We start from the raw sequence: 24,993 nt of genomic DNA on the forward strand, positions 1-24,993 counted from the left end.
CTATTTTGAATGAGTTTTATCAGGTTACTTTCCGAAAAAAACTGTACGGTAACATGGAGGAACTACAAAAAGATCTGGACGAATGGCTGGCTTATTACAACAATGAACGAACCCATCAAGGTAAAATGTGCTGCGGCAGAACACCACTGGCCACATTAATAGATGGGAAACGGTTTTGGGCTGAAAAGAATTTAGCTCAAATCTAAGCTGACAGTGGCACCCTAAAAAATGGGCAACTGTCAGATCAGGTCTGAGCTAGTACAATTTTATTAGTTCTCATGTAACTTTACGATTACGCATATTTTTAACTAAATGTATTAATAGCAATTTATCATCAAAACAATCAGTATACCAACCTGAAAAATTAAATTGTGACACGCCAACTGACATTCCTTAGGGTTGATTGATTTTTAATCAACATGATTAAACGTAAGGCAACTGGAGAGATATTTTACTTAGGGCAAAGCAGGGAAAACCTTTTTTACCCCTTGAATCAGACTAGGCAAGTCTGATTCACTGTAACTGATGTTTAAATCCCTTATCGTCAGGTCTTTCTTTTGGGTCCCCATTACTTTAAGTATCTCAAATTATCAGATAACAAAGGGCTGATCTTCGAGCCGTGCCACACTTAGGGGCTGAAGTGAGTTAAATCAACCTGTCGGGTCTAATTGCATCCTGATGTGAATCTTGAGCGGTTAAGTCAAGGCGGAGTCACCCAAAAATTCAGATTATTACATGCACTAAGAGTGCAGTTGGAACGTCTTACTAAAGCGATAATGTGCAGCAAGGGTCAGGCTTCGCATTAACATAAAGGCCGTCATGGCCGCCCACAGAGCATGGTTAGCCTGCTCAGAAGGCAATAGCGATTGTAGTAAATACCATGTCGGAAAGAAGGCGCCAAATGTCGCGATAATCATGCTATTACGCATCACTTTACCCTGCGCCGCACCGATATAAACTCCATCGAATAGGTAAGAGCTAAAAGACCAAAGCGGTAGCAATACCAACCAAATCAGATAAGTCTGTGCTGTGGTTCTGACCTTATCAATACTGGTCAACAGTTCGATAATATGGCTTCCCCAAAGGCTAAAGATCAGTGTAAACCCAACTGCTGTGATGGCAGACCAACACCAGGCCAGCACCACGGCTTCATGCAATTGCTGCGCGCGTTTTTGACCATAGGCTTTGCCCACTTCCGCCTCGGCATAATAGGCGATGCCATCGAGGGCGTAGGAGATTAATAGCAGTAAATTTAATAACACTGCATTGGCTGCGACGGTATTGTCCCCAAGGCCTGCACCGTGAAAGGTCATAAAGGCGAAGGCAGCTTGCAGGCATAGACTGCGGATAAAAATATCGCTATTGAGTTTGAGCAGTTTGCCGTAACCGGCAAACGTCAGATGGACACGCAATTGGTCAAATTTAAATTGAGATGACAGCTTAAGCTGTTGTAATACCATGTAGAGTGCAACGCTAAAGGCGGTGATATCGGCACATACTGAAGCGAGTGCTGCGCCTTTTACACCCCAGCCGAATCCCATTATAAATAGTACATCGAGGATAATATTGGCTAAGTTGGCGAGGATAAGCTGCCACATCGCCGCCTTGGGTTGTTGCCGGCCAAGGAGCCAGCCGAGCATAACTAAATTGAGTAGGGCGAATGGCGTCGACCAAACGCGGACTTGAAAATATTCTCGGCAATAACGCTCCACTTCCATACTCGCCTCGGAGAGGCCGAGCGCTAAATTCAATATCGGGAGCTGCAATAGGATCACCGCGATACCCAGTCCAGTCGCCAGCATCGCGCCTTGAACCAGCAATTTTAATTGGCTCGCGGTATCGTTTGCGCCATAGGCCTGTGCGACTAAGCCTGTGGTAGCCATTCGTAAAAAGCCTAATAACCAAATGATTAATGTGATAATCGTTGACCCGAGTGCGACGCCCCCTAAATAATAGGCGTCACTCAAATGCCCTATCACAGCGGTATCCACTAATCCCAATAACGGAACCGTGATATTGGAGAGGATCATCGGCAGTGCAAGCGCGAACAGTTGGCGATTTTTAGCGCCATTAAACAGCAGCGTGAGTGCGGTAGATTTTGCAGTAGTCATTGATATTGGAGGTATTCACATTATGGTTAAACGTGCGTTATTGGCACTCTTCGGGTTGGTGACTTTTTCGGCCAATGCCGTGGTCATTTTACAGTATCACCATGTGTCAGAAACCACGCCGGCGGCGACGAGCGTCACGCCTGCACAATTTCGTGAGCAAATGCAGTTCTTGGCGGATGATGGCTTTAAGGTGATTCCGTTATCGCAGGTGGTCGAAGCGATAAAGCAAAAACAAGATTTACCCGCCAAAACGGTGGCGATTACTTTCGATGATGGTTATCGCAGCATTGCGACCACAGCGCATCCCATCCTAAAGGAATTTGGTTTTCCCTACACCTTATTTGTGGCAATTGAGCCTATTAAACAAAAGTTTACTGAGATGATGACTTGGGAGCAGCTCATCACGCTCTCCAAGGAAGGTGCTGATATTGCTAACCACAGCTGGGCCCATGAGCATTTGATCCGCAGGCTGGACAATGAATCTCAAAGCCAATGGTTGGCGCGAATTAAGGCCAATATTCAGGACACCGAAAATGCGATTCGCGAGGCGACTGGGCAGAATTTTAAAATGCTGGCCTATCCCTATGGTGAATACAATCAGGCGATTCAAGACATGTTGACCGAAAACGGCTTTGTTGCCTTTGGCCAACAGTCAGGGGCGGCAGGCCCTTATTCGCCACTCACGGCATTGCCGCGCTTCCCTGTGGCGGGGCAATATGCGGATTTAAAGAGCCTAAAAGCCAAGTTATACAGTCTCAATATGCCAGTGCTTGAGCAAACACCTAGCGATCCTGAGCTTAAGGGCGGAAATTGGCGCCCCGAGCTTAAGGTTAAGCTCGATATGAGCGATATTTCGGCTAAGCAACTGATGTGTTATATCCAAGGGCAAGGCGCAAAAACACCTACTTGGTTAAGTGAAAACGAGTTTAGCATTCAAGCCGATTTAGCCTTGCCAGCTGGCCGCTCGCGCTACAACTGTACGGCACCAAGTAAGACGCGCAATGGTTTTTACTGGTTTTCTCAGCCTTGGGTGAGACCCAAAGACGACGGTTCTTGGGTCAAAGAATAGTCTCATCTGCGATGGCTATTTAGGTTTATAGCTGTTGACGATTTTATCGAAGTCGCTGATCAAGGCTTGGTTGAGTACTTGAGGGGCTTTACCTAAGGCTGCCGTGGGTTTAAACACCGCGACCCGAGTGCCTTGGGGAGAAACCAGTACATAGCCAGCACTATGATCTACTTGATAATTATCCCCTTCGCCGACCATAGCATAGGTGAGCCCTAGGCTGCGGGTGAGGGGGAATATTTGGGTTTGCTCACCCGTCACCGCCTTAAACTCAGGATTAAAGAAATTCACATAGGTGAGGAGTTTATCTGGGGTATCCCGCTTCGGATCCACGGATAAAAACACGATTTGAATGGGCGCAATTTTTTTCAGCTCAGGATAGGCGGCGGCGAGTTTGTTTAAGGTAGTTGGGCAGATATCGGGGCAGTAAGTAAAACCAATAAAAAATAGGCTCCATTGGTCTTTCAAATTCGCATTGGTAAAGGGTTGTTGCTGTTGATCGACAAGCTCAAAGGGCGCTAGCTCGAAGGCCTCTGGAAACAAAAAACCACTCTCTAACTCAACGGGCTTAGGTGGATTGAACTTCACTGCAAATAGCCCTCCCAATCCTATTAATAGAATCGCTATCACTAAGATCTTGTTGGAGATTCTTTGTTGCATATTTTGTCCTCAGGCCATGCCCGTCCTATGCCCATCGAGCGTTGCACATTACGCCCAAAGATAGTGGTCGAGCAGTAATGCCATAAATAACAACATTAAATGATAAATCGAGAAGCGAAACACTTGCATCGCCAGCCCTTCACGATCCTGATACTTTAACTGCCACGCCTTATAGATAAATCCAGTGCTGAGCAAGCTTGAGCACACAAAGTAGAGCGGTCCACTCATCCCGACTAATACGGGCAATAGACAAGCCATCGCCAGCAAAATCGTATAGAGCAAGATACAGGTCTTAGTAAATTCTACCCCATGGGTCACGGGCAGCATGGGAATATCCACTTTGGCATATTCTGCGCGTCTGTGAATCGCCAGCGCCCAAAAATGCGGCGGCGTCCACAGGAATATGATGATGACGAGCAATAGTGCATGACCATGGAATTGATTCGTCACCGCCGTCCAACCCAAGAGAGGCGGCATCGCGCCCGCCAAACCGCCAATCACAATATTTTGCGGGGTGGCCCGTTTTAAATAGGTGGTATAAACCAAGGCGTAACCAATCAAGCTGGCAAAGGTGAGCCAAGCGGTGAGCGGGTTAGTGAATACATAGAGGATTACAAAACCTAAACTGCCTAAGAGTGCCGCAAACAGCAGTGCTCTCGTCGCCGAGACCCGTCCTTTGGGGAGTGGGCGATTGTAAGTGCGTGCCATCATGCCGTCGATTCGCCTATCTATCAGGTGGTTTAAGGCTGCGGCCGACCCCGCCATCATGGCGATACCTAAAAGTCCTGCGACCAAAGGTTGTACGGGTAATATCGTTGGCATGGCCAAGCACATGCCGACTAAGACGGTGAGTAGCATTAAAGCCACCACCTTAGGTTTGGTCATCTCGAAATAGGCACGCCAAGCCACATTAACACTAGGGTGACTACTGATTGAGAGCGGTTTTGCCATGGTTAAACCCTCGATGTTGAAGATGGCTTATGCCAAAGAAAATAGTTAATTGCGACTAGGGCGAGTAGCAATAATGCCGCGCCGCCATTGTGGGAAACGGCAATCCCCAGTGGTAAATGCATCACCACGTTTGAAATCCCCAAACTGACTTGCAGTATCACTAAGGCGACCAACAACAGGCTCAGAGCCTTGAGCTGAGTGCCGAAAAATAATCGATAGGCGAGCAACAACAATAGGCTGGCGGTAATTATGGCACCGACGCGGTGGGCGATATGAATGGTCATGCGGGCATGGTAATCCAATACGCCAAATTCAAAGCTTGGGTGTTGCCCTTGGAAAGGGGAAAACGCATCGGCAATAGCGAGGTTGTCCATCCAATTACCTTCACAAATCGGTAAAGCTGTGCAGGCGAGGGCCGCATAGTTGGAGGAGGTCCAAGCGCCGAGCATGATTTGGCCGATAAGCACCAGCAGACTCAACAGCGCCAGTTTCGGCAAGTGTTTACTCTGGCCAATGAATTTAAGGCTCGTGCCAATCCGCGAACCATGGGAGCCATTAAATCCTGCATCCGCAACACGCTGACTGTGAATATCAGCGGTTTCGAAAATTCGCTTGGGTCGTGTTCGCAGATACAGCAATAGCAAGAGCGAGAGTAAACTAAAGCCGCCAATTAAATGGGACATCACGACAATCGGCATTAGTTTCATCGTCACAGTCCACATCCCCAACGCTGCCTGAAATATGATGAGTAACACTATGGCCAAAGGCAGTTTTTTGGGAGCTTGGGATGTTTTTAGGCAGAGAATAAAAACCAGTAAGACGAGGATGCCCAAGGCGCCCGCAATATACCTGTGGATCATCTCGAGCCAAGCTTTTTCGGGATGGATATCGTGGTCGGGAAATAGGGTTTGGGCATGGGAGATCTCATGGTCGTGGGTGGGCACTTTGATATGGCCGTAGCAACCGGGCCAATCTGGGCAGCCAAGTCCTGCGTCCGAGAGCCGAGTGTAAGCCCCCATTAAAATTACTAACAGGGTAAAGACTATGGTGACGCGGAGGAGCCAAGTCAGTTGCATTAGTCTACCCTCGATAGTTTCAATAACTTACGGAGATCCGCGACCAAGGCCTTACCCTGAGCTAAATGTGCCGCCTTGCCTTGCACTTGGGGGTAACGCAGCACGAGTGCGCCGAGTGGATCGACAATAATCAGCTGTTGTTGGTCAAGCCATTGGCTGAGGCTTTGGCTGGCGGGCTGAGTGTTGAAGTTAAAGCTGCTTAATGCGTTTAAGTCACTGTCTGGATTCACAAGAATAAGCGGTTCGACACGAGCCTGATCTGGCCCTAAGGCGGTATGGCTCTGACGCAGGATATACAAGCGCTCGCGGCAAGCTTCATCGCACTTTGCGGGCAATAAATATAGTAGTTGCCATTCCTTAGGCTGAGGATTGTTAAGGCCAAGACTGGTATAGCTGGTTTCTGGGCTGATGAGATCACCGTGGTTGGTGGAGCCGCCTTGATACCAATGCATGCTCAGCACTAACTTAGCGATGACCACAGGCGCGATAAAGGTCAGTAGCAATAACCCCAATGCGCGGTATTTGGCTGTTTGTTGGGAGTCCATATTTGCTCCTCTTATTGTCCCTAATGCTTTGTTTTATTTTTTTTATTAACATCTTGCTGGTATCTGTTACTCGGTCTTAGTCGCTTCCTTATCGGCTTGATGCCGTTGTCGTGATTTTTTGAGGTATTTCATTGTTTGCCAACCCATCAGCCCCACAAACACAGTTGCCATGGCAAACCATTGCAATGCATAACCCCAATGTTTTTGGGCAGAGAGGGGCAAAGGCTGCCAAGGATGAGGCAAGATCTGCGCGGGTTGTAATTGGGGTAAGACATCGGGTTGTAACACCGCGGGTAGGATGGGATGTCCTAACATTTGTGCCATCTCGGGTAGATTGAGATTTTGAAACCGAATCCGTTCGCCTTGTTCCGTGGTGAAGGGTTCTACCAATAAATGATGGCTCAAGGGATTAATCTGTTTTTGATAGAGACGGCCTGTAAGAGCCAGTTCACCGACTATGGGGCTGACTTCGGGCAAGGCATCTCGGTGGGATTTCGCGGCGATAAAGCCGAGTTCGAGTAACAACCAAGGCTGCTCGGTATTACTTGCCTGATTTGCTGACGTTATTTGCAGTAATTGAAAGGCGAGATAGCCCACTTGCCCTTGATAGACCTGATTGTCGAGTAACCAGATTTGTGGATTCTCGGGTTTTGCTTGAACTTGTAAGCGGTAGCCCGTGACGCTGCCTTTAGCCAATTCAGCGATGAGCTGTTCAGGATTGAGTGTGGCAGCGGATTGTCTTGCCTCCATTTGTGCGAGTAGTTCGGTTTTTTTAACTGCCCTATCCATTTGCCACAAACCTAGCTTGACCAAAACCACGAATACCACCACAGTCAATATCAGTAGTAACGACACTCCCCTATGCAACCAAATATATCTTGGTAACCAAATCAATTTGGTCAGCAAAACATAAGGATAGCGTATGAACATCCCGCTCATTTTTAAGTGTGTTTTAGTACTGCTGTTGCTGTTTATCATTTTTAACCTAGGCAGAGCCTTAATTATTATGGTTAAAGGTGACGACCAAACCGCTGAACACCCAGTGCCAATGAGCCGCTATTTGGGCCGTAGGGTGATATTTTCTGTACTGGTTATCCTGCTCTTGCTGGTGGCTTTAGGGACTGGACTGCTTGGTCTTAATCCCACGCCTTAAGTTTTCAACTTATTGTTTCAACGAATATTTAAAGCACATAAACAAAGATAAACAGGCAGAGCCAAACTACGTCGACAAAGTGCCAGTACCAACTGCCTGCTTGGAAGGCAAAATGCTTATCCGCACTAAAGTGGCCTTTTAACACTCTGAAAAACAAGACTAATAGAAAGATAGTGCCCAAGGTTACATGCATGCCGTGGAAACCCGTCAGCAGGAAAAAGGTGTTGCCATACACGCCCGAGGTGAGCGTTAGCCCCATCTCATGGTAGGCATGGCTATATTCCTCCGCCTGCAAAGCAAGGAAGCTAATTCCCAGTAAAATCGTGAGCCCTAGCCAGAGGGTGATGGCCGAACGCTTACCCTTTTCTAAGCTGATATGGGCAAAATGCAGCGTGACTGAGGAAGTCAGCAGCACAATGGTGTTGATTAGCGGTAGCCCATTCCATGGCATGGCTTCGGTTTTGGTGCCATCTGGTGTGGTGACGAGTGGCCAAACGGCCTCGAAGTGTGGCCACAGGACTTCGTGGGTCATGGCATTGTTGGACGCGCCGCCGAGCCAGGGCACTGCGATCATGCGGGCGTAAAATAAGGCGCCGAAGAAGGCGGCAAAGAACATCACCTCGGAGAAAATAAACCAGCTCATGCCTTGGCGAAACGATCTATCCATCTGATGGGAATAGAGGCCCGTCATCGATTCTTTGATCACGGTTCTAAACCAGCCTACCAGCATAAACAGGATAACGGCGATGCCTGCCAGTAAAATATAGCCGCCACCCGAAGCGCCAGATTTGAGTTGATGTACAAAATGTCCCGCCCCAAAGGCGATTAAAAACAAGCCGATAGCACCAACAATCGGCCAAGCACTCTGGGCGGGGACGTAGTAAGTCTCATGTTTAGTGGTCATTTTGCAGCTCCTTGCTCTATGGCAGACGCTAACTGCTTGTCGGTAATGTCGTAGAGGGTGTAAGAGAGGGTTAAGGTGTGGATAGACTCGGGTAATTGAGGATCCACGAAGAAGATCAACGGCAGCTCGGCGCGACTCGCGGCGGCTAAGTGTTGTTGGTTAAAGCAAAAACATTCGGTTTTATTGAAATAAGCTGCGCCTTGGCCGGGCGAAATTGAAGGAATCGCCTGGCCCACAATTGCTCTATTCGAGACATTTTGCGCCAGAAATGCCGTGTGGATGAGTTCTCCCGGATGCACTTCGAGCCGTTTCGTTTGTGGCTCAAATTTCCACGGCATGCCCGTCTGCACCTGCGAGATAAACTCCACCGTTACCACCCGGTTCTTATCCACAGTGATCGCCTGATAACTGCTGGCAGTATTAGAGGTTTTTCCATTAATACCCAGTTTTTCGCACAGCACATCGTAGAGCGGCACTAAGGCGAACCCAAAGCCAAACATCGCAAGGCAGCCCAGCACCAACAGGCTAATGAGCTTACGGTTGGACTTGATGTTTTGCTGATGGGGTTGGCCTTGCATGTTATTTCACCTCGGGTGGCGTGGTGAAAGAGTGATAGGGCGCTGGGCTTGGTAGGGTCCACTCTAAGCCTTCGCTGCCTTCCCAAGGTTTGGCGGGCGCCTTTTCGCCGCCCCGAATGCACTTAATTACCAGCACGAGGAAAATCAGCTGAGATAGCCCAAACGCAAACCCCCCAATCGACACGATTTGATTTACATCGGCAAATTGAATCGAGTAATCGGGAATACGCCTTGGCATACCCGCAAGACCTAAGAAATGCATCGGGAAAAACAACACGTTGACCGAAATCACCGAACACCAAAAATGCCACTGGCCGAGCTTTTCGCTGTACATATGGCCGGTCCATTTAGGCAGCCAGTAATAGGCCGCTGCCATGATGGAGAAAATCGCACCAGTGACCAACACGTAGTGGAAGTGAGCCACCACAAAGTAAGTATCGTGGTATTGGAAGTCAGCTGGCGTGATGGCGAGCATCAGGCCAGAGAAGCCGCCAATAGTGAACAGAATAATAAAGGCCACCGCGAACAACATTGGGGTTTCAAAACTCAGTGAGCCGCGCCACATAGTGGCTACCCAGTTAAACACTTTTACCCCAGTCGGCACGGCAATCAGCATAGTGCAGTACATAAAAAATAACTCTGCAAACACAGGCATACCGGTGGTGAACATATGGTGCGCCCACACGAGGAAGGACAAAATCGCAATACTCGCCGTGGCATACACCATGGATGCATAGCCGAACAATGGTTTACGGCTGAAAGCAGGAACTATGGCAGAGATAATGCCGAATGATGGCAAAATCATGATGTAGACTTCGGGGTGACCGAAGAACCAGAAGATATGCTGGAACATCACAGGATCGCCGCCGCCTGCCGCCTCGAAGAAGCTAGTACCGAAAAACTTATCGGTTAACACCATAGTGACGGCCCCAGCGAGTACGGGCATAACGGCGATCAGCAAGAAGGCGGTAATCAGCCAAGTCCAGACGAACAGCGGTAACTTCATCCACGTCATCCCTGGCGCGCGCAGGTTGACTATGGTTACGATCACGTTGATGGCACCCATGATCGAACTTATCCCCATGATATGGATCGAGAATACAAATAATGCTGTGCTGTCAGGGCTATAAGTGGTCGAGAGTGGTGCGTAGAAGGTCCAACCAAAGTTAGGGCCGCCGCCTTCCATAAACAATGAACTCAACAATATTGCAAAGGCGAAGGGCAGGATCCAAAAACTCCAGTTGTTCATACGTGGAAGCGCCATATCTGGCGCACCAATCATCATCGGGATTAACCAGTTAGCTAGTCCGGTAAAGGCTGGCATCACTGCGCCGAATACCATGATTAGCCCATGCACTGTGGTCATTTGGTTGAAGAAGTTAGGTTCAACGAGTTGTAATCCGGGCTGAAAGAGTTCGGCGCGGATCACCATGGCCATCGCACCACCAGTTAAAAACATAATGAAACTAAACCATAGGTACAGGGTGCCAATGTCCTTGTGGTTGGTGGTGAGTAACCAGCGCATGATGCCTTTAGGTGCACCGTGATGGTGTTCATCATGGGCGGCAATTTGATCTTGAGTCAGTGTGCTCATCTTAATCCCCTACTGTCCATGGCGAGCAATATCAGCGGGTTGCACTGTATCGCCGGTATTGTTGCCCCACGCATTGCGCTCATAGGTAATGATGGCGGCAAGTTGTTGTGGCGTGAGTTGGTTGCCAAATGCCTGCATCGCCGTGCCCGGTTTACCGTGCATCACTATATCGATGTGATTGGCGACTGGGCCTGTTGCAATAACGCTACCAGCAAGGGCGGGGAAGGCGGGAGGCATACCTGCACCCGTTAGCTGGTGGCAGGCGGCGCAAACTGTGGCATAGGTCTTTTCTCCTTCGGCCATCAGTTCATCATGGCTGAGCGTGGGAAGACTCGCGGGATCGACACTGGCGATGGGCTCTGTCGCCGCTTTGGGCGCATCGGTGGTTGAGGGGGGCTGAGTCGTTGCTACTGGTTCGCTATTGGTGCCACCGGATTTATGGGCATCAACGTCTTTGGCTTGCACCGCATCACCCGTGTTGTTGCCCCACGCATTACGCTCATAGGTAATCACTGCGGCAATTTCTTGGGGCGTTAATTGTTTACTGAAGGCTTGCATGGCCGTACCCGTTTTACCATTGAGCACGATTTCAAGATGACCGCTCAGTGGCCCGGTAGCTATGGGGCTGCCTTTGAGATGTGGGAATACGCCTTTGAGACCTTCGCCATTAGGTTGATGGCAGGCTGCGCAGTGACCAAGGTAAACTTGCTCACCCTGAGTCATCAGCTCTTCTTTACTCAGTGTTTGTGATAAGGCGGCTTGTGCGGCTTGCGCTGCGGCATTGGCAGCTTGTTTTTGTTCTGCAACCCAAGCATCGAACTCGGCTTCGGGCAGTGCCCGAACCACTATCGGCATAAATCCATGATCTTTGCCGCAAAGTTCGGCACATTGGCCACGGTAAATGCCGGGTTTATCGATACGGGTCCACGCCTCGTTGATAAACCCTGGGTTAGCATCTTTTTTCACTGCAAAATCTGGTACCCACCATGAATGGATAACATCTTCAGAAGTCATCAGAAAGCGGATTTTTCTATTTACAGGCAGGACAAGGGGCTTATCGACCTCGAGTAAGTAGTGCTCTCCCTTGGCCTCACTACCTTCGATTTGAGGTCTTGGTGTGGCGAGAATACTGTAAAACTCAATATCTTGATCGAAATAGCTGTAATGCCACTTCCATTGCGATCCTGTGACTTTTACCGTGAGATCGGCATTGCTGGGGTCTTCCATGGCAATCAGAGTTTTAGTTGCCGGAATCGCCATTAAGATCAGAATGATAAAGGGAATTATCGTCCAAGCGATCTCAACTTTTGTACTCTCATGGAAGTGTGACGCGACCGCGCCCTTGGATTTTCTGTGGTTGATCATGGCATAAATCATCACGCCAAAAACCACTAAGCCTATCGCGCAGCAGATATACAGAATCGTCATGTGCAGGTGGTATACCTTGCCACTGATTTCTGTTACGCCAGGCGTCATATTGAACCGCATGTCTGCTGCGGCCAACGGTGGGGCGAATAGCACCACGAGTAAACAATACAACCATTGCTTCACAAGACTTCTCCTCTGCTAATTGCAAATAGCAACTACAAAGAAGAGCAACACAGTAAGTCTCAACTCTATGCAAACTCTTCAGTTCCCAAAAAAGTGTTTCTGACTTCAACGTGCGTTGGCGGCTTACTTATGATCAAGTATTGTTACTGCTGGTATTAGCCACACTGGCACATACTGCTGAATAAACCCATTATTCTCAATTTTTGTGGGCGAGCGATATTCGAAAATAACGCGATATTTCTGCCTAAACAGGCCATATATCATGTGCGCCTAAATCAAACATACTTGCTGTTTAAAAATTGATCAAGATCACTTCTTTTTCTAATTGTCTGAAAAATTGCCAAAAAAAAGCCTCACATTCACAGGTGAGGCGGCTTTCAAGGCTAAATACGGTGTGAAAAATTTTTAATGAACAGAGCTGAAAAATGCGGGTTGAGTAAATTTAGCCGATTGTGTGAGATTGGTGCTAGAAGGTTGGTCATTCGTTGAACCTTCAAGCACGATACCCATTGCACGTGCGCTCTTTGCTACAATTTGTAGGCGACGATTATCGCGAGTATCTAGGGCGTTAATCCAAGTAATCACTGCGCTAGATGTGCCACTGGTTAAGGCTTTTTCCATCGCCCAAAGGGTTTCGACCTCATCTTTTGCGTGAACCAATAGTACGCGATCCATACGCACACCTGCGTTTGCTAATAGCTGCTTGTAGCCAATACTAGGTGGGTTGATGAGCACTATCCATCTTCCCTGTTGGCTCAGTTGGGCAAGTTGTTTGCTCAGCTGTGTCAGCTCTTGGCGCCCTTGGCTCTGAGTTGGCATAGTGACTATTGATGTATGCTGCCAGTCGGTCTCTGTATCTCGAACCGTATCTAGCCATAAACCGGGGTGACGCGGGGCATTACCTAATAGTTTGTTCATAGCCAATCTCCATTGCGGATCACCCCTACGGCGAGCCCTTCAATTGTTAGACTTTGGAAACTCAAATCGACTTTAATCGGTGAATAGTCTTCATTCTCGGCATGTAGGTAGACTAAATTACCTTTTTTTTCAAAGCGTTTTACGGTTACATCATCATCAACGCGAGCAACAACAACTTGTCCATTGCGCGCTTGTTGTACTTTATGAACGGCAAGCAGGTCACCCTCAAGGATGCCGATATTCTTCATACTGTCGCCTTTTACGCGCAGCAGGAAATCGGCAGCAGGGTGGAACATGCTGGGGTCGACTTGGTAATACTGTTCGACATGCTCTTGGGCGAGAATAGGTTCACCCGCTGCCACTTGGCCAATCAGTGGCAAGCCTGTTTCGCGGTTATCTTCTTCCTCTACAGGGAGACGGATCCCGCGGGAAGTACCAGGCATGATCTCGATGCAGCCTTTTTTCGCCAATGCCTTAAGGTGTTCTTCTGCGGCATTTGCACTTTTAAAACCCAAACGGGTGGCAATTTCGGCCCGAGTGGGTGGCATGCCAGTCTCGGCAATATTACGTTTAATCAGCTCTAAAATTTCGGCTTGGCGTGGCGTCAACGGTCTCATGGTCTTTCCTGTTTTTCTATACAGTTACTGTTAGTATATACAGTATTATTGGTAGTGCAAGTATTAACCACTTTTAACTTGGTCAGCTAGATCTGCAAATAACCGTAATCGTCATCTATGGGGTGAATGCCATTTGCACGGTATCAATAAATGGTGTCGCCTAAAGTGCGTTACTAAGTCATTAAAATCAGCCGCTGAATCCTGCATCTTTAGGTTGTTTGGGTATATTCTCTAGAATCTGGTATTCTATGGGGCTAATGAACGTACTTACATTGCATAAGAATAATGCCTAAACAAGACTCTCTTTGGTTGAAATCATTACGTTGGATCCAAAAGCACTTAGTGCACACTATTGTTGTGCCACAGGATCCCTTTGCCGATCTGAATCTGGATGCCTCCAGACCGCTTGCTTATGTAATGAAAACAGAATCCCTGAGTGATATTGCTGCGTTAAGCGAGATCACCACGAAACTTGGTTTGCCAAGCCCTTACGAGCCGCTGGTGGTGAATGGCGTTGTGGCGCCACGGGTGGTATGCCTTGAAGGTCGTAAGCCTTTATTTGGTGAACGCGCCAGCAATGAGCCATTCCTCGAATGTTTTATGCGTTTGTTGGCCGTCCATAAGGAAAAGCCAGAGTTAGATATACAGCTGGTGCCTGTGAGTCTGTATTGGGGTCGTACTCCGGGTAAAGAAGACGACACCATGAAGGCGGCAGTGCTTGAGCGCGAGAACCCTACTTGGTTACGTAAGTGCTTGATGATCCTATTTTTGGGCCGTCACAACTTTGTGCAATTTTCTAATGCGGTATCGCTGCGTTACATGGCCGACGAACATGGTACCGATATGGGCATTGCCCATAAATTGGCTCGAGTAGCGAGAGTGCATTTCCGTCGCCAACGTAAGGTGATGACGGGGCCTGTGTTGCCTAATCGTCAGGCGTTATTCCATTCCTTGCTGAAATCTGAATCCTTACGTAAGGCGATTCAGGAAGAAGCCGCGAGCAAGAAGATTTCTGAAACCCAAGCGCGTGAAACGGCAATTGAATATCTTGATGAAATTGCGGCGAATTATTCCGATAGTCTCGTACGTATTGCTGAGCGCTTTTTAACGTGGTTATGGAACAAGCTCTACAGCGGTATTAACATCAAAGGTGCCGAGCATATTCGGCAGTTACACCACGATGGTCATGAGATTGTGTATGTGCCCTGCCATCGCAGCCATATGGATTACCTGCTGTTATCTTACATTCTGTATTACCAAGGTATGGTGCCGCCGCATATTGCTGCGGGTATCAACCTAAACTTCTGGCCTGCGGGGCCGCTGTTCCGCCGTGGCGGGGCTTTCTTTATTCGCCGTAGTTTTAACGGCAACAAACTCTATACGGCCGTGTTCCGTGAGTACCTCGATCAGCTGTTTGCTAAGGGATATTCGGTTGAGTATTTCTCTGAAGGTGGCCGTTCTCGTACCGGTCGTCTATTGGCACCGAAAACGGGCATGATCGCTATGACGATCAACAGTGTGTTGCGTGGTATCGAACGCCCAGTCACCTTAGTGCCTGTGTATTTAGGCTACGATCACGTGATGGAAGTGGCGACCTATCACAAAGAGCTAAGCGGTAAGAAAAAACAGAAAGAATCTGTATGGCAAGTCTTTGGTGCTATTCGTAAATTAGGTAACTTTGGCCAAGGTTATGTCAACTTTGGTGAGCCGATTACATTGCAAAATTTCTTGAATGAAACGGCACCAAACTGGCGCAGTGAAGTGGCCGACGATCCTGAGCAAAAACCGACTTGGTTAACCCCAGCGGTGAACGTGTTAGCAAATCGGGTGATGACGCGGATTAACGACGCCGCTGCCGCTAGCTCTATTACCTTGACCAGTTTAGTGTTGTTGGCGTCGGAGCAAAATGCCTTAGAGCGTTGTTTGCTCGAGCGTCAGTTAGATTTATACCTGACCCTGCTTAAGCGTGTGCCTTACACTTCGTTTACGTCGGTTGCCGAAGGTGATGGCAAGCACTTAGTACAACAAGGATTAGAGCTGAACAAGTTCTCCATCAACGCCGATCCTTTGGGTGAGATAGTGTCAATTGATGAAAAACAAGCGACGTCAATGACATACTATCGCAATAATATCATTCACTTATTTATTATTCCGTCATTAATTGCCAGCTGTTTAATCAATAATAAACAGATTTCAAGAGCGCAAATCCTTGGGATAGTGAACGACTTTTATCCGTTATTGAAGGCGGAATTGTTTATGGGGATCAAAGATCTCCCAAGCTATGTGAATCAAGTGCTTGAGCTGTTTATTGAGCAAGGTCTAGTGCAGGAAAGCGATATGTTGTCGGTTGTGACCGAGCACACCAGCCAAATGTTATTGTTGGCTGGCAGCGTTAGTGAGACCTTGCAACGCTATGCCATTATCTTCAATCTGCTGGCTCACAGACCTAAGATGGAGCGTTCGGATCTCGAGTCTGAAAGCCATCTGCTTGCCCAACGTTTAGGGGCGCTGCATGGAATTACCGCACCAGAATTTTACGATAAGAAACTCTATAACACCTTGAGTGTTAAGCTAAAAGAGTTGGGTTATTTCTCTGGTAAGGAAGATAAATCTGATGTTGAGCGCATTCGCGATCAAGCCAATAGCTTACTCAGAGCCTCTGTAAGGCAGACGATTGTTGCCAGCGTGACCGCGGAGCATATCGCTTAATGGCTAACCATATGAATGCGGCGAAGAATAAGCCGGTGGGCAAGTCTTTGCTCGGTGGTGCCATGATTATTGCCGGTACCACAGTAGGGGCGGGGATGTTTTCTTTGCCTGTCGTGGGCGCTGGCATGTGGTTTGGTTACTCGGTACTGATGTTACTCGGTATTTGGTTTTGCATGTTGATGTCGGGACTGTTACTGCTCGAAACCAACCTGCATTTCGAGCCGGGAGCGAGTTTCGATACCCTGACCAAGGAAACCCTGGGCCAGTTTTGGCGCATCGTGAATGGGGTGTCCATTGCCTTCGTGCTCTACATCTTAACCTACGCCTACATCAGTGGCGGTGGCTCGATTGTTAACCATAGCCTGCAGGGCATGGGGATTGAGCTGCCTCAAAGTGTCGCCGGATTAGTATTTGCTGTCGTGCTCGCCTGTATCGTGTTGATCAGTACCAAGGCGGTGGATCGTATTACGACGATTATGCTCGGCGGGATGATTATTACTTTCTTCCTCGCGATTGGTAATTTGCTGATCGAAATCGATGTGACTAAGTTGCTCGAACCGGATGGAAAGCAAAGCTTTATGCCTTATCTGTGGGCGGCTTTGCCATTTGGTCTAGCCAGTTTTGGTTACCATGGAAATGTGCCGAGTCTGGTGAAGTATTATGGCAAAGATTCATCGACCATTTTCAAAGCCATTTTTGTCGGGACTTTTATCGCGCTGATCATTTATGCCTGCTGGTTGGTCGCCACTATGGGCAATATTCCCCGCAGCCAGTTTAGTGAGATTATTGCCCAGGGTGGCAATATGGGTGTGTTAGTCGGCGCCTTGTCGAAAGTAATGGAAAGCAGCTGGTTAAACAGCATGTTAACCCTATTTGCTAATTTAGCTGTGGCGTCTTCTTTCCTCGGTGTGACCTTAGGTTTATTCGATTATTTGGCCGATTTATTCGGATTTGACGATACGCGCTCTGGCCGGATGAAAACGGCGATTGTCACCTTTGTGCCGCCCACCATATTTGGTTTGCTGTTTCCCGATGGCTTTTTAATTGCCATTGGATTTGCAGCCTTAGCGGCAACCGTGTGGGCTGTTATCGTGCCAGCGCTGATGGCCTACAAGTCGAGACAACTCTTCCCTAACCATCAAGGTTTTAGGGTCTTTGGTGGCACGCCGTTAATTATCCTTGTGGTGTTGTTTGGTGTCGTGACGGGTGCTTGTCATCTACTCGCGATGGCGAATTTATTACCGCAGTTCTCCTAAGTATTTCGCTCGCAAATCAAGCCCTCAAATAGAGGGCTTTTTCTTTGTATTCATCTTTTTACCGCCAAAACTGGACAGTTGCATAAACTCCAGCTTAACTCGAACACATTATCTGTTTGATTGGAGTCTGCAATGAGGATTACTCAGTACGCACAGGGACAGGCCTGTTGGGTCGAATTGGCGAGCCATGACTGGCAGGATGCACAGGGTTTTTACCATGCGCTGTTTGGTTGGAATGCGGTGGAAATGGCAATTCCTAATGGTCATTTCTCGCTGTTCAATCTGGAGGGGGACGATTTAGGGGCCATGTATCAAATCCCTGAGTCGGAACCACAGATCCCTAGCCATTGGCGGATCTATTTTGCGGTTAAGGATATCGAAGCGACGGTTACCGCCATCCTGGCTGCGGGTGGGCAATTGCACATGGGACCGCATGTGGTGGGTGATGCGGGCGTGATGGCGCAGGTGAGCGATCCCGAAGGAGCACGCTTTGCCCTGTGGCAAGCGAAAAACCACTCGGGCTCACGTCGCCAAGGTGAAGAAAATACCCTGTGTTGGGTGGAGCTGGCTTGCCGTGAACCTAGCGCCGAAGCCAGTTTTTACACTCAAGTGTTTCCTTGGACCGCGCTCCCCAGTCATGTGCCCGGCATCGATTACACCGAGTGGCAAATTGACGGTCAGTCTATGGGGGGAATGATGAAAATGATGCCGGAATGGGGCGAGATCCCCGCCCATTGGATGCCTTATTTTGTGGTGGCGGATTGTGATGCTTTTGCCGCTAAGGCGCAGGGGCTGGGCGCACAGCTATGCGTGCCGCCAAGCGATATCCCTGATGTGGGACGTTTTGCGGTGATTGCTGACGCCCAAGGTGCTACTTTCGCAGTAATACACCTATCCCAAAATGAAAACCAATAAGTTAACCTGAGCAGGGATAAGTAGCGCCGCTGAATAGGCATCTTTTCGGGCCTCTCTGCGTTGCTCTGTCTAACCATAGCTCGCTATGGCATACGACAGAGCGCCTTGATATGCACAAAAATCTGCGCATTCAGTCATGAGAAATTGTATTTTAAAAACAATAGTTTATGGCATTATCTTGGTTTGTTAAATTTAGATTTTTTCGACACTCGTTACCCCAAGTTCAGATTAAGTTAGTTTGGTTTGTCGATAGAGAGTGGGTCTGGGCAGTTAGTCTTTTTCGCCTTGGGTGCTTTAGCAAGTAGGCTCGGAATTGAGTCTGATAGCTTGATCTCTTGTGGAAGATTAATCCGGATTTCGCTTAAGAGTCCCTTGGCGCAATCAAGCGTGATCTTAGTGTGTGCACCTTTACCGAAGCTAGTATCAAAGCTTTGATTCAACTCTTGTTGTGTGACTTTTTTACCAATTCTTTCATGGATAAATTGTTGTACCCATGTCGAGGCATTGACTTCCTGCGTCAGCTGAGTCGCCAGTAAAAAATAGTCATTGGGGTCTTGATTGCGACAGGTACCGTGCTTCCACCATTCATGGCGTTCTAAACAGGTGCCGTAGCGAGCACTTGGCATCACTTCTTCCAGATTCTTTTGCACAGAGGCATTGAGTGGTACTTCAGGATAATCGCAAAAATCACTTGGTTGTTGTTTTACGCTGCTGCAAAAGCCGTAACGAGTGCCACATTGCTGGCGATTAGGCCAGAGGCCATGCAGGCTAAAGTGTTGCCATTGAGGTGCGTCACTGGTTTGGCTTAAGGCGCGGCATTCGGCTTTACGACCGCCATAGAGTTCACAAAAGGTGCTTTGCCAACTTAAGGCAAGCACATGGGAGTCATAATTATCTTCGATTTGACACACATGGCCTTGGCGTTTCTCTGGCGTACCTCGTTCTTTTAAGCTTTCACGATTGATGGTTTTGATATCAGAGGCTGTGGTGGTTTGCGCAGGCTCTTTGGTTGAGTTTGGCTGATAAGTCTCTGCCGCTGCTACATTGGTATTGTATTGCCCACAATCACCTTTAATCCAGCGTAACGGTGAACTGATGGCATTGGTGCGGACGCGAATCCAGTCAGGATTGACGCTGTTTCCTAAAATCTCCGTAACGGGATAACGTTCACCGATATTGCTCTGCCAATCATCGGGATTGGTTTGTTTATTTTTAGACTGAAACAACTCACAGCGTTTATTGGCAATAAATTCCCCTGTGGCGGGGACGGCATATGCGGGTGCTGCTGACATGATTAGTGCAGAGCATAAACTGAACGAAGCGAGTAAAACATGTAATCTTTTTTTAAGGAAAAGTCTTTTTGGCCATATTTGGCTGATGATTAAACAAGATGGCTTAGTCATGTGATGGCATCCTTTCTACAGCAGTGAGTCGAGTCAATTCTGTGGTGCGCTGCGTTAATGGTACATATAAGCGTTGTAAACTGAGAGGCTTATTTTATGGATCGTAAACATCAGTGTCATTAGGGTGTCATGCATTCGACTTATATTCGGGTTTTATTGCTAAAACTTTTGAATATAAAGAGGTTATTCATGCATAAGGTCATAAATCTCAATGTTGTTTTATTATCGTCTCTAGTAGTGCTATCTGGTTGTAATTCTGACTCTGATAAGACTGATCCTACACCCATTGAGCCCAGTGGGCGTTGGCTAAAAGGTGACTTACACGTTCACACTGCGGTTTCGCAGGATGCTCGTGAAACCCAGTCTGATATTCTGAAATGGGCCTTTGGTGACTTCGGTTTAGACTATGTTTCATTATCAAATCATATGCGTAACAACAGTCAAGATAATGATGATAACGACGTCGGTGGATTACTGTTTTACGATGCGTTAACTCAGTATGAAATTCCCGGTTTAAAGAAGAACATGCCTAACTATGAGGGCAAGATTGCTTATTCAAGTTTTGAGTGGGATATGCCAACCCATGAGCACTTTAACATTGGTATTTTAGGTGATGAAGCCAAAGTTCTGTCTGCGGTTAAGACCTTTGAGTACAGATTTAGCAGTAAAAATGATATTACGAACTTTGATCCCAAAGATGTTGCTGCATGGACGGCTGCGGGGGATACCCGTCAAAATAAGACTCATGAGGATGCTATTGCTGCTTTGAAGTGGTTAGAGACTCATTATCCAGACAGCAGCTACGGGATGCTAAATCATCCTCGTCGTTATTTATCCAGTTATACGATTCAAGATGTTAGAGAGCTGAACGATGTTGCTCCGAATGTTTTCTTTATGGTTGAAGGTCTTGTCGGTGGCCAGTTCAGTGGTAACCGTGGTGACTATGGTGAGCGTAGTAGTGGAGTGTACGGCGGCGTCGATCCGGTTGTTGCTGAGGTCGGTGGCTGGTGGGATGCATTATTGGGTGAAGGTCGTCGAATTTGGAACATGGGTAACTCGGATATCCACTTCAAAACACGAACTCCCTACGCTAGTAGCTATTATCCCGGTGAATATGCGAAAAGTTACACTTGGGTCGATGGCAAAGATACTGCAGCGCTTTTGAAGGGATTACGCTCGGGCAATAGCTTTTCTGTGTTTGGTGATTTGATCGATGACTTGGATTTTAAGCTTGAAAATGGCAATAAGAATAGTGTCACCATGGGACAAACTTTAGTGGCTAAACCTGGCGATAAGTTAACACTCACTATTCGCTTTAAAAGTCCGGCGTTGAATAATAAAGAGTCCGATATAGGTAATGAAATTTATGCTGGAATTAACCCTGGTGTAAACCACATAGACTTGATTGCGGGTAACGTGGGTCAGCGTGCTGAGCCTGGGACCGCGGCTTACAGAAAAGAAACAAACGATTCAACCTTAGTCGTTAAAACCTTTACTCGTGCCGACTGGCATAAAGATGCCGATGGCTACTACAGTATGAGTTACAGTTTTATCGCGGATCGGCATCAATATTTCCGTCTGCGTGGGACTAATTTAGATTATAACCAAGCTAATCTGACGGAAAGAGGTAATCCTTTGAAGTCAGCTGTGATTAATCAAGCTGAAGGTGAATCGGTACAGTCTTGGTATAACAAGATTAATGAGCGTAACTATAACGACCTGTGGTTCTATTCTAACCCTGTGTTTGTTAACACGGTTCAATAACCCCTTTTAAATGCGGTTGAATAAAAATCCCCCAGACTATTATGGTTTGGGGGATTTTTTATGCCTGTACTATCAGTGAACTGCGTCTTGCTTTAATTTACGCGAGTAAATGAGAAGATACAGTGCCGGCAGTACAAACAACGACAGTATTGGTGCTGTTACCATTCCGCCGACCATTGGGGCGGCGATTTTTTGCATCACATCGTTACCCGAACCTGCGCCCCACATAATGGGGAGTAGGCCGAAGAAGATGGTGGCAACTGTCATCGCTTTAGGACGTATCCGCATGACCGCACCTTCTATCAAGGCTTCTTTTAAGTCTTCAACGCTGTGGTAAAGGTTTTTCTCCTGTCGATGTTTGATGGCGTTATTTAAATAGACCAACATAATCACCCCAAATTCTGCAGCTACCCCAGCAAGGGCAATCATACCAACCGCGACGGCAACAGAGATGTTGTAATCCAGTAGATACAATAGCCAAGTGCTGCCGACTAAGGCAAAGGGTAGACTCAGCATGATCATGCTCGCTTGCATGGTAGAGCCAAAGGTCATCATCAGTAGGATAAAGATGACCCCTAATGCCATTGGGATGACTTGCTTTAGTTTGGCGTCGACCCGCTGCATATACTCGTACTGGCCCGCAAAGCTGTAGCTATAACGGGGCGGCATTTTGAGTTCGGCATTTAAAGCTTGCTTCGCGGTGTTAATGTATTCCCCAATAGAAGTGCCCTCAATATCGATAAATACCCAAGAGATTAAGCGCCCGTTTTCGCTGGTGAGCATTGGTGCACCATCGGTGATTTCTATATCGGCTAAATTGCGAAGTGGTAAGTAATTTCCCGATTTAGTGATCACAGGTAGTTCACGCAGTTTCTCGATATTGTCACGCAGCTCTCTTGGATAGCGCAGGTTAATAGGGTAACGCTCAGCACCTTGTACGGACTCGCCAATATCCATACCACCGATGGCGTAACGCACTACATCCTGAATATCTTGTAATGACATACCATAACGAGCGGCAACATCTAGTTTTGGCGTGATATCGATGTAGCGTCCACCACCACTCCGTTCAGCATAGGCCGATTTAGTGTGTGGGACCTTGCTTAAGATAGCCTCAATTTTGGTGCCTAGGGCTTGCAGCTCATTGACATCTGCACCGGTAATTTTAATGCCCACGGGGGTTTTAATGCCCGTTGATAGCATATCGATACGTGTCTTAATTGGTTGTACCCAAGCGTTTGTGAGGCCAGGCACTTTTACCGTCTGCTGTAACTGATTAATGATGCCATCTAAGGTCATGCCTTCACGCCATTCGTTGTGGGGTTTTAGCATGATTGTGGTTTCGAGCATGGTGAGTGGCGCAGGATCTGTCGCCGTTTCGGCCCGCCCCACTTTACCAAATACGCGAGCGACTTCAGGGACGGTTTTAATCAAACGATCCGTCTGTTGTAGCACTTCGGCGGCTTTGCTGGCGCTAATGCCTGGCAATGCCGTTGGCATATAGAGTAAATCGCCTTCTTCGAGCGCAGGCATAAACTCGCTGCCCATACGTGTCATGGGATACCAAGCACTGGCCAGTGCCATTAAAGCAATTAGTAGGGTTACTTTTGGAAACTTCAGCACCAGTTTCAACGACGGTTGATACAGAGCAATTAGCACTCGGCTGATGGGATTACTGCGCTCGCTAGGAATTTTTCCACGAATAAAGTAACCCATCAGAATTGGCACTAGCGTAATGGATAATAATGCCGCTGCCGCCATGGCAAAGGTTTTAGTGTAAGCCAGTGGCGCAAATAAGCGTCCTTCCTGCGCTTCTAGCGCAAATACGGGTACAAAACTTAAGGTGATAATAATCAGTGAGAAAAACAGTGCAGGGCCCACTTCGATAGAAGCTGCGCTAACAATTTCCCAGTGTTCTTTAACCGACGGTTCGCGTTGATGTTCGGTTTTAAAGTGCTCTAAATGTTTGTGTAGGTTTTCGATCATGACGATCGCACCATCCACTACAGCACCGATGGCAATAGCGATGCCACCAAGACTCATAATATTGGCATTCACCCCCATTTTATTCATCACAATAAAGGCAATAAGAATCGACAGCGGTAAAGTAATCACAGCGACCAATGTTGAGCGTGCATGCAGTAAAAATAATAGGCAAACCAAGCCCACAACCAACATTTCTTCAATGACTTTGCTGAATAGGTTGTCGACAGACTTTTGAATTAATTGAGAGCGGTCATAGGTTGGAATGATTTCCACCCCTTCAGGCAGACCTGTTTTTAACTCTTCCAGTTTAGCTTTAACCGCATCGATAGTGGAAAGTGCGTTTTCACCGTACCGCATCACCACAATGCCGCCCACGACTTCGCCTTCGCCATCAAGCTCGGCAATGCCGCGGCGAGCAGCGGGGCCTTTGCGCACGGTAGCGACATCTTTGAGTAGTAAAGCTGTTCCGGAAGGGCTAGTAATCCCTAATGGGATTTCACGAAAATCAGCTAATGTTTGACGATAACCCTTGGCGCGCACCATATATTCGGCTTCGGCCATTTCGACCACTGAACCACCAGCTTCGCTATTGGCTCTTTCTATCGCCTCTTTGACGGTGGCGATATCGAGTTTATAGATCGCCATATTGTCTGGCTCGAGCACGATCTGATAGGTCTGCTCCATACCGCCGACGGTTGCGACTTCGGAGACACCGGCAACACTTTGCAACTCGAGTTTGAGATACCAATCCTGTAGGCTTTTAAGTTGCGAGAGGTCTAAGTTGCCGGAGCGATCGACCAGTGCGTACTCAAACACCCAGCCCACACCTGAGGCATCAGGGCCGAGTGAGGGTTGTACCCCTTGAGGTAAGCGACTGCTGATCTGGCTTAAATACTCCAACACCCGTGAACGCGCCCAATAGATGTCGGTGCCATCTTCGAAGATCACATACACATAAGAGTCACCAAACATCGAGAAACCCCGCACGGTTTTTGCACCGGGGACGGCTAGCATGGCGGTCGATAATGGGTAGGTCACTTGTTCTTCAACCAGTTTTGGTGCTTGCCCTGGATAAGGGGTCTTAATGATCACCTGCACGTCGGATAAATCCGGCAGGGCATCGAGCGGCGTTTTACGCAACTCCTGCACGCCCCAGACAGTAACCATGATGGCGATAATTAACACCATAAGTCTTTGTCTGATCGAGGACTCGATAATATATTTCAACATAATGCG

At 47.8% G+C, this 24,993-nt stretch carries 20 protein-coding genes and 1 pseudogene; 7 read left to right on the top strand and 14 right to left on the bottom strand.

Going from position 1 to position 24,993, the window contains the following annotated elements:
- A pseudogene (locus SHEWPOL2_RS04695) lies at nucleotides 1-206 on the top strand (IS3 family transposase); the annotation flags it as partial.
- Between the two features lie 534 nt (nucleotides 207-740).
- On the opposite strand, the gene SHEWPOL2_RS04700 reads toward SHEWPOL2_RS04695, so the two are convergent.
- Nucleotides 741-2,111, bottom strand: a complete 1,371-nt coding sequence (locus tag SHEWPOL2_RS04700; RefSeq protein WP_037426578.1) for an MATE family efflux transporter — start codon at nucleotides 2,109-2,111, stop codon at nucleotides 741-743.
- A 22-nt stretch (nucleotides 2,112-2,133) separates the two neighbouring features.
- On the opposite strand from SHEWPOL2_RS04700, the gene SHEWPOL2_RS04705 reads away from it, so the two are divergent.
- Nucleotides 2,134-3,180, top strand: a complete 1,047-nt coding sequence (locus SHEWPOL2_RS04705; RefSeq protein ID WP_037426580.1) for a polysaccharide deacetylase family protein — start codon at nucleotides 2,134-2,136, stop codon at nucleotides 3,178-3,180.
- A 15-nt stretch (nucleotides 3,181-3,195) separates the two neighbouring features.
- Here the strand turns inward: SHEWPOL2_RS04705 and SHEWPOL2_RS04710 are convergent, their stop codons facing one another.
- The 5 genes from SHEWPOL2_RS04710 to SHEWPOL2_RS04730 form a co-directional block, all read right to left on the bottom strand.
- Nucleotides 3,196-3,825, bottom strand: a complete 630-nt coding sequence (locus SHEWPOL2_RS04710) for an SCO family protein (protein WP_167352755.1) — start codon at nucleotides 3,823-3,825, stop codon at nucleotides 3,196-3,198.
- 60 nt (nucleotides 3,826-3,885) lie between these two features.
- Nucleotides 3,886-4,788, bottom strand: a complete 903-nt coding sequence (gene cyoE, locus SHEWPOL2_RS04715) for a heme o synthase (RefSeq protein ID WP_037426587.1) — start codon at nucleotides 4,786-4,788, stop codon at nucleotides 3,886-3,888.
- 2 nt (nucleotides 4,789-4,790) lie between these two features.
- The gene (locus SHEWPOL2_RS04720; RefSeq protein WP_037426589.1) at nucleotides 4,791-5,864 is read right to left on the bottom strand and encodes a COX15/CtaA family protein; all 1,074 of its coding nucleotides are present in this window, start codon (nucleotides 5,862-5,864) and stop codon (nucleotides 4,791-4,793) included.
- Nucleotides 5,864-6,409, bottom strand: coding sequence for a hypothetical protein (locus SHEWPOL2_RS04725; protein ID WP_037426592.1), 546 nt, complete (start codon nucleotides 6,407-6,409; stop codon nucleotides 5,864-5,866). The genes SHEWPOL2_RS04720 and SHEWPOL2_RS04725 overlap by 1 nt, the downstream gene beginning before the upstream one ends.
- Before the next feature lie 66 nt (nucleotides 6,410-6,475).
- Complete coding sequence (locus tag SHEWPOL2_RS04730; RefSeq protein WP_037426595.1) at nucleotides 6,476-7,387, bottom strand: SURF1 family protein; 912 nt, start codon at nucleotides 7,385-7,387, stop codon at nucleotides 6,476-6,478.
- Here SHEWPOL2_RS04730 and SHEWPOL2_RS04735 point away from each other — a divergent pair.
- The gene (locus tag SHEWPOL2_RS04735) at nucleotides 7,332-7,562 is read left to right on the top strand and encodes a DUF2909 family protein (protein ID WP_037423704.1); all 231 of its coding nucleotides are present in this window, start codon (nucleotides 7,332-7,334) and stop codon (nucleotides 7,560-7,562) included. The two genes, SHEWPOL2_RS04730 and SHEWPOL2_RS04735, sit on opposite strands and share 56 nt — an antisense overlap.
- A gap of 28 nt (nucleotides 7,563-7,590) precedes the next feature.
- On the opposite strand, the gene SHEWPOL2_RS04740 is transcribed toward SHEWPOL2_RS04735, so the two are convergent.
- The 6 genes from SHEWPOL2_RS04740 to lexA form a co-directional block, all read right to left on the bottom strand.
- A complete protein-coding gene (locus tag SHEWPOL2_RS04740; RefSeq protein ID WP_037426598.1) occupies nucleotides 7,591-8,466 on the bottom strand; it encodes a cytochrome c oxidase subunit 3 in 876 nt (291 codons plus the stop codon).
- Nucleotides 8,463-9,044, bottom strand: a complete 582-nt coding sequence (locus SHEWPOL2_RS04745; RefSeq protein WP_037426601.1) for a cytochrome c oxidase assembly protein — start codon at nucleotides 9,042-9,044, stop codon at nucleotides 8,463-8,465. Before SHEWPOL2_RS04745 ends, SHEWPOL2_RS04740 begins: the two co-directional genes overlap by 4 nt.
- A 1-nt stretch (nucleotide 9,045) precedes the next feature.
- A complete protein-coding gene (gene ctaD / locus SHEWPOL2_RS04750; RefSeq protein ID WP_037426604.1) occupies nucleotides 9,046-10,638 on the bottom strand; it encodes a cytochrome c oxidase subunit I in 1,593 nt (530 codons plus the stop codon).
- 9 nt (nucleotides 10,639-10,647) lie between these two features.
- Nucleotides 10,648-12,189, bottom strand: coding sequence for a cytochrome c oxidase subunit II (coxB, locus tag SHEWPOL2_RS04755; protein ID WP_037426607.1), 1,542 nt, complete (start codon nucleotides 12,187-12,189; stop codon nucleotides 10,648-10,650).
- 405 nt (nucleotides 12,190-12,594) lie between these two features.
- On the bottom strand, nucleotides 12,595-13,107 hold the full coding sequence (locus SHEWPOL2_RS04760) for a SulA-like leucine-rich domain-containing protein (protein WP_037426610.1): 513 nt from the start codon (nucleotides 13,105-13,107) through the stop codon (nucleotides 12,595-12,597).
- Nucleotides 13,104-13,724: a transcriptional repressor LexA gene (lexA, locus tag SHEWPOL2_RS04765; RefSeq protein ID WP_037423686.1), complete on the bottom strand. Its 621-nt coding sequence runs from the start codon at nucleotides 13,722-13,724 to the stop codon at nucleotides 13,104-13,106. The genes SHEWPOL2_RS04760 and lexA overlap by 4 nt, the downstream gene beginning before the upstream one ends.
- 285 nt (nucleotides 13,725-14,009) lie before the next feature.
- Between lexA and plsB the strand changes: the two genes are divergently transcribed.
- From plsB to SHEWPOL2_RS04780, 3 genes are all read left to right on the top strand, one after another.
- A complete protein-coding gene (gene plsB, locus SHEWPOL2_RS04770; RefSeq protein WP_037423683.1) occupies nucleotides 14,010-16,433 on the top strand; it encodes a glycerol-3-phosphate 1-O-acyltransferase PlsB in 2,424 nt (807 codons plus the stop codon).
- Nucleotides 16,433-17,689: a tryptophan permease gene (gene mtr / locus SHEWPOL2_RS04775; RefSeq protein ID WP_037423680.1), complete on the top strand. Its 1,257-nt coding sequence runs from the start codon at nucleotides 16,433-16,435 to the stop codon at nucleotides 17,687-17,689. Before plsB ends, mtr begins: the two co-directional genes overlap by 1 nt.
- Nucleotides 17,690-17,821: 132 nt before the next feature.
- Nucleotides 17,822-18,604 carry a VOC family protein gene (locus SHEWPOL2_RS04780; RefSeq protein ID WP_037426612.1) on the top strand — a complete coding sequence of 261 codons (783 nt, stop codon included), beginning with the start codon at nucleotides 17,822-17,824 and terminating at the stop codon, nucleotides 18,602-18,604.
- A 233-nt stretch (nucleotides 18,605-18,837) separates the two neighbouring features.
- Here SHEWPOL2_RS04780 and SHEWPOL2_RS04785 read toward each other — a convergent pair whose 3' ends face one another.
- A complete protein-coding gene (locus SHEWPOL2_RS04785) occupies nucleotides 18,838-20,007 on the bottom strand; it encodes a ribonuclease T2 (protein ID WP_037426614.1) in 1,170 nt (389 codons plus the stop codon).
- Nucleotides 20,008-20,196: 189 nt separating this feature from the next.
- Between SHEWPOL2_RS04785 and SHEWPOL2_RS04790 the strand changes: the two genes are divergently transcribed.
- Nucleotides 20,197-21,771, top strand: coding sequence for a hypothetical protein (locus SHEWPOL2_RS04790; RefSeq protein ID WP_037426616.1), 1,575 nt, complete (start codon nucleotides 20,197-20,199; stop codon nucleotides 21,769-21,771).
- A gap of 72 nt (nucleotides 21,772-21,843) precedes the next feature.
- Here SHEWPOL2_RS04790 and SHEWPOL2_RS04795 read toward each other — a convergent pair whose 3' ends face one another.
- Entirely contained in the window at nucleotides 21,844-24,987 is a 3,144-nt protein-coding gene (locus tag SHEWPOL2_RS04795; protein ID WP_037423668.1) for a CusA/CzcA family heavy metal efflux RND transporter, read from the bottom strand.
- Nucleotides 24,988-24,993: the final 6 nt, after the last annotated feature.

Origin of the sequence: Shewanella sp. POL2, assembly GCF_000282755.1 — a bacterium.
Taxonomy (GTDB): domain Bacteria; phylum Pseudomonadota; class Gammaproteobacteria; order Enterobacterales; family Shewanellaceae; genus Shewanella; species Shewanella xiamenensis.